Here is a 5142-nt window from a genome sequence, read left to right as displayed (position 1 = left end):
CGTCGGGCAGGCTTCCGCCGACCGGCTGGCAGGCGCGGTGGTGATTACGGACGGCATCATAGCGGCCGAGCAGGCGCCCGTGCTACCGCAGGACAAGCCGGTGCACGTGCTGCTGGCCGGGGACCGGCGCATGGTGGACCGGCGCATGGTGGTGGAAGCCGCGCCGCCCTATGCCGTCGTCGGCCAGACCGCCCACGTGACTGTGAAGGTGGAAGGCGCGGGCGGCCCCTTGCCGGTGAGCTGGAGCATCGACGGGCAGCCGCAGCAGCCGGTGACGACGGATGCCGAGGGCCGCGCCCGCCTTGCGGTGAACGTTTCCCGGCGCGGGCCTGCCACCATCACCGCCAGCGTGCCGCCGGCGCGCGGCGAGCTGGTCACCTCCAACAACGCGGCGCTCGTGCGCCTGAACGGCGTGCGCGACCGGCTGGCGGTGCTGCTGGTCTCCGGCGCGCCGAGCCTCTCCACCCGCACCTGGCGGGACATCCTGACGCTGGATGCGGCGCTCGACACGGTGCACTTCACCATTTTGCGCCTGCCCTCCTCCTTCGACCCGACGCCGACCGACGAGCTTTCGCTCATTCCCTTTCCGGTGGAGCAGCTGTTCGAGGAGCGGCTGCGCCGGTTCGACCTCATCGTGCTCGACCGCTTCGACCAGCTCGACCTGCTGTCTCCCGCCTATTTCGACGCCATCAGCGCCTATGTGCGGGAAGGCGGCGCGCTGCTGGTGGTGGCCGGGCCGGAGCATCAGGCCCCGTTCGGGCTGAACAGCACCTCCGTCGGGCAGCTGCTGCCCGCAAAGCCCACCGGCTTCTGGGAGACGACGCCCTACCGGCCCGCCGTGACCACGGACGGCAAGCGCCACCCCATCACCGCCACGCTGGAGGAACAGTGGGGCCTCAGCCAGCCGTGGGGCCGCTGGCGCACCCGCCTGCCCGCCACCGCTACCCACGGCCATGTGCTGCTCTCCGGCCCCGGCGATTCGCCGGTGCTGGTGGTGGACCGGGCCGAGCGCGGCCGCGTCGGCCTGATGCTGGCGCTGGACGTATGGAGCTGGGGCCGGGGCGTTGACGGCGGCGGCCCCCGCGATGCGCTGCTCACCCGCCTCGTTCACTGGCTGATGCAGGAGCCGGATCTCGAGGAAGAGCAGCTCTCCACCCGCGGGCTGGGCGGCAACCGGCTGGAGGTGACGACCCGCTCCATGAAAGCGCCGGAGCCCGTCACCATCACGCCGCCGAAAGGAGCCGCTCAGCGCCTCACCCCTCAGGCGGACGAGACGGGCGTGGCGCGCATGACCGTGCCCGCCGCCGTGCCCGGCCTCTACCGCATCGAGAGCGGGGCGCGGCGCACGTTCGCGCTCGTGGGCGCAGGGCCGGAGCGGCAGGAAGTGCGCCCCCGCGCCGAGCCGCTGGCCAGCCTTGCCAGGTCAACCGGCGGCGGCACCTTCTGGCTGGCGGACGGCATGCCGAAGATGACCCGCACGGAGGCGGGACGCGCCCAGTCCGGCGGGAGCTGGCTCGGGCTGGTGCGCAACGAAGGCGGCGCGCTGCTCGGCGTGCGCGAGGAGCCGCTGCTGCCGCCGCTCGTGCTGTGGAGCCTGCTCGCCACCGCCATGGGCCTTGCGTGGATTACGGAGCGGCGGCGGTAGCAGAGCCCCTGAAAGTCAGGCACCGCCCGTCATTGTTAAAAACCTATTGACATTGCAAACACCCTGTGCGACAAGGGGTGAGCCTTGGGAGTGTTTTCGAGGCGCGTACTCGTGTTCTGTTTGCGTGACGTGGTTGGGGCCAATGCAACAGGAGGGGGCGAGTATGCTGGGGCTGTTCTGTTTTCTGATGCTGCTGGGGCTGACGGGCTTTTTCCTGTGCAGCCGCGCCCTGCTCGCCTCGGCCCTGTTCCAGGGCGTGCGCGGCGTATCAGCCCTGCGCCGCAGCGCGGGGGTGAACGCAGGACGCCTTGCGCACGTCAGCCTCGGCCGGGAGGGAGAGCGCCGGATCGGACACGTGGGCCATCAGGCGGCGCTGCTCGAACGGGCCGGGCATGGTCCATGCGCCGGTGCCCGCGTTGGAGAAGCCGAAGCGGCTGTAGTATTCGGGATCGCCCACCAGAATGACGAGGTGGTGGCCGAGTTTCTCCGCCGTTTCCAGCCCGAGGCGAATGAGCTGGCCGCCAAGGCCGAGCCCCCGGCATTCCTCCGCCACCGCAATGGGGCCGAGCAGCAGGGCGGGCAGGCTTTCGCCGGTGTTCGGGCAGGCGACCTCGATGGGCCAGAACTCGATGGAGGCGCACAGGTGGGCGTTGCACCCGCCCTCTTCCCGGCGCGCGACGAAGCACAGTTGCTCAACCGGCGTGGAGCCATCCCGCAGACGGTAGGCGGTGCGGTTGTGACGGTCGAGGCCGAAGGCGGTATCCAGAAGCTGTTCGATTTCCGGACGGTCTGCGGCCGTCGTCTGGTAAATGTGCATTGAGGGTTTGATCTTTCTGGCGGTCGGGAAACAGGGCATGGCGAACCGCTTCCGCAGACATGCGGGCGGGAGACAGATTACTGTCGTCGGAGTGCCAGGCGCGGACCAGCCAGATGGATCATCAGAATGCGTATCCCAATCAGGGGGCTTATTTCTCGCGGCGCTTATCATGAACCCTGTGCGCACGCCAGAGCAATTTCCACCATACCCCACCCGAAGACGTTATGGTAATACCTGCATATACAGGCTTTAGTGTTACACCAACCTTGGCTAGGCTCATCGCCACGCATCTGGAGAGGAACACATGATACTTTACGATATGGAAAAAGCGCCCAATGCACGGCGCGTGCGCTGGTTTCTGGCGGAAAAGGGCATCACGGTGGAGACCCGGCAGATCGACCTGCCGAGTGGCGAAAACCTGAAGCCCGAGTACCTCGCCATCAACCCGCGCGGCCTCATCCCGACGCTGGTGCTGGACGATGGCACGGTGATCGACGAATCGGTTTCCATCTGCCGGTACTTCGAGGAAGTGCAGCCGGAGCCCAACCTGCTGGGGTTCGACGCGAAGGAGAAGGCCCTCATCGACTGCTGGCAGCGCCGGGCCGAGCTGGACGGGCTCTATGCGGTGGCGCTGGCCTTCCGCAACAGCACGCCGGTTTTCGCCAATCGGGCCGTGCCGGGCGTGCTTGAGCCGACCGAGCAGTTGCAGGCGATGGTGGAGCGCGGCGTCATGCTGACCCGCCGCTTCTTCGACATGCTCGACACGCGCCTTGGCGAGTCGGAATACGTGGGCAGCGACCGCTTCACCATTGCGGACATCACCGCCTTCATCACCCTGAACTTTGCCCGCTGGATCAAGCTCAGCCCGGGCGAGCAGCACACCAACATCGCCCGCTGGTTCGAAGCGGTAGCGGCCCGCCCGGCCTCGAAGGCCTGAGGACGCCCTGAAAATGAATAGGCCCCGCAGGACGGGAACCCGCGGGGCCTTTCTGCAAGAGGGTACTAATGCAGCAATGGAAGTGCGGTTAACAACATAGCCAATGGCCACGGCGGTGCAACCGGCCGATGGTCGGATATCCTGCTGTACGCCTCTTCCGCTGGTTCCAAACGGTAGCGACCCGCCCAGCCTTAAAGGCCTGTCGACGTGCTGGAAAAGAATAGGCCCCGCAGGACAGGAACCCGCGGGGCCTTTGTGCAAGAGGGCTTATCATGCCTAGCTTAGACTTGCTGAAACGAGCATAGCCCATGGCCAAGGCTGTGCAACCGGCTCATGGTCGAATACTCCACCGCAGACGACGGTTTCGCGCGCTGCCTCAAGAATTAAATTAGTTTAATTACAACTACATACGACCATAACCGCCTTGCAGAGCCTCGCTTCGCCTGCTCCCTTGAGCTTGCCCGGCTGGCTGGTTGACAGGAACGGCAGCGCGTCTGCCAACAACCGCCAGGATCTGCGCCGCTCGCGCGGAAATCGACGGGCTGGAAAGGGGGTTAAACATGCAAGGCTTAGATTTGCTGGCAGTGGTTATCTCACTGCTGGCGTTGCTCATTGCGGCTATCCGCTTCGGACAGTCGCTTGAGAACCGCCGCAGGGATTAATCCGCCAGCGGGGGAAGGGCCGGGCGGCGGCTGGACGCGCCGGAGGCTGCCCGGCGTCCCTTGGCTGAACGAAAAGGGGCGTCATGAAAAAAGGGGCGCCCCTCAGGCCGCCCCTTTCTTGAATTCAAGCGATCACTTCGCTCAGGCCCAATTCGCTCAGGCCAGCGCGCCTTCCAGCCACTCCTTGAGGGCGGACTTGGGCGCGGCGCCAACCTTGGTGGCGTACGGCTTGCCGTCGCGGAACAGGATCATGGTCGGGATGCCACGGATGCCGAAGCGGGTCGGCACGTCCGGGTTCTCGTCGGTGTTGATCTTGGCGATGGCGATCTGATCGGCCATTTCGTCAGCCAGTTCCTCGAGGATCGGGCCAACCTGACGGCACGGGCCGCACCATTCCGCCCAGAAGTCCACCAGCACGGGCTTGGACGCCTTCAGCACATCATTTTCGAACGAATCGTCAGTAACCTTGATCGACGGCATCAGAACTCTCCTGGGCAAGCCGGATATCAATAACCTGTTAAGTTAACCGGTTCATGGCGCAACGTAGGTATGGGCCGGAACTCGGTCAAGCGCGCGACCTTGCGGAAGCTGCGTTCTAGCTCACGAACCAATGGCGTCAAATGCCTGTTCCATAAGACTTGCAGGCAAATGCATCAGCGTGGGGCCGGAGGTCCACAGCAGGGCCGCTTCGACGGTCTTGCCGGGGAACATGAGAAGAAGCGCGGCGCGGTAGGCCCCCATCTGCTGGAGATAGGCCAGGGGCGTCTCCGCGGGCGCGGCGGGCACCTGCGCGCCGGTCTTGATGTCTACCACCAGCACAGTGTCGTCCTGCACGATGAGGCGGTCGACCTGACCGGAGAACACCCGCCCCTCGATGACGGCGGACAGCGGCACCTCGGCCAGCGCGTCCGGCCCGAACAGGGCGCTGATCTCGGGGTCATGGAGCGTGCGCAGCACGGTGCGGATGATCTCCTCGCGCGCTTCTTCGGGAAGGTCTGCGGCGCAGCGCTCCAGCCAGCGGCGGGCGACGTCTTCCCGGGCGGCCTCGGCAGTTGCGGGCAGGCGCTCCATCAGCCGGTGG

5 protein-coding genes are annotated in these 5142 nt (G+C 66.2%); 2 read left to right on the top strand and 3 right to left on the bottom strand.

Annotated features, from left to right (window positions below; all coding sequences use genetic code 11):
- Positions 1 to 1645 (top strand): hypothetical protein (locus VIG90_RS15095; protein WP_331594345.1); only part of this gene is annotated, 1645 nt, incomplete at its 5' end.
- Positions 1646 to 1913: 268 nt separating this feature from the next.
- Here the strand turns inward: VIG90_RS15095 and VIG90_RS15090 are convergent.
- Positions 1914 to 2462, bottom strand: a complete 549-nt coding sequence (locus tag VIG90_RS15090) for an N-acetyltransferase (RefSeq protein ID WP_331594344.1) — start codon at positions 2460 to 2462, stop codon at positions 1914 to 1916.
- A gap of 304 nt (positions 2463 to 2766) precedes the next feature.
- On the opposite strand from VIG90_RS15090, the gene VIG90_RS15085 reads away from it, so the two are divergent.
- Positions 2767 to 3399 carry a glutathione S-transferase family protein gene (locus tag VIG90_RS15085; RefSeq protein ID WP_331594343.1) on the top strand — a complete coding sequence of 211 codons (633 nt, stop codon included), beginning with the start codon at positions 2767 to 2769 and terminating at the stop codon, positions 3397 to 3399.
- 818 nt (positions 3400 to 4217) lie between these two features.
- Here the strand turns inward: VIG90_RS15085 and trxA are convergent.
- Together trxA and VIG90_RS15075 are read right to left on the bottom strand one after the other, a co-directional pair.
- Positions 4218 to 4541: a thioredoxin gene (gene trxA / locus VIG90_RS15080; protein WP_331594342.1), complete on the bottom strand. Its 324-nt coding sequence runs from the start codon at positions 4539 to 4541 to the stop codon at positions 4218 to 4220.
- A 120-nt stretch (positions 4542 to 4661) separates the two neighbouring features.
- The coding region (locus VIG90_RS15075) for a PD-(D/E)XK nuclease family protein (RefSeq protein ID WP_331594341.1) at positions 4662 to 5142 on the bottom strand (481 nt) is incomplete at its 5' end.

Source organism: Pedomonas sp. (assembly GCF_036515995.1).
GTDB lineage: Bacteria > Pseudomonadota > Alphaproteobacteria > Sphingomonadales > Sphingomonadaceae > Pedomonas.
This window is presented reverse-complemented; position numbering and strand designations above follow the sequence as displayed.

Bases quoted from the DNA above. Each gene is read 5' to 3' on its own strand.
- VIG90_RS15090 (WP_331594344.1), bottom strand. From the start codon at position 2,462: ATGCACATTTACCAGACGACGGCCGCAGACCGTCCGGAAATCGAACAG.
- VIG90_RS15085 (WP_331594343.1), top strand. From the start codon at position 2,767: ATGATACTTTACGATATGGAAAAAGCGCCCAATGCACGGCGCGTGCGC.
- trxA (WP_331594342.1), bottom strand. From the start codon at position 4,541: ATGCCGTCGATCAAGGTTACTGACGATTCGTTCGAAAATGATGTGCTG.